The 285-nt window shown below is 32.6% G+C and carries 1 protein-coding gene; it reads left to right on the plus strand.

Annotated elements, in window-relative coordinates; all coding sequences use genetic code 11:
* The coding region (locus ACJDUG_RS17810; RefSeq protein ID WP_406771208.1) for an ABC transporter permease subunit at window positions 1-285 on the plus strand (285 nt) is incomplete at both ends.

Raw genomic sequence — 285 nt, forward strand, 5'->3', positions numbered from 1 at the left:
CTCATTCATGCATTTTTAAGTATTCACCTTCGAGCAGACCAGGTTATATCAGGTACTGCAATAAATCTTTTTTCCACTGCTTTTGCATCCTTTATGATATATAAGGTTTTTAAAAAAGGCGGACAGACAGATTTAGTAAACTCCTTACCCTATGACTTACCTAAATTTATTAAGGGCATTCCAGTTATTGGAGATTTACTATCTCAGTTAAATTGGTTTGTAATACTTGCAATTGTACTTGTATTTATCGTATCCTATGTCTTATATAAAACCCCTATTGGACTT

This window comes from Candidatus Clostridium stratigraminis (assembly GCF_045310675.1).
In the GTDB taxonomy this organism is placed as follows: domain Bacteria; phylum Bacillota; class Clostridia; order Clostridiales; family Clostridiaceae; genus Clostridium_AT; species Clostridium_AT stratigraminis.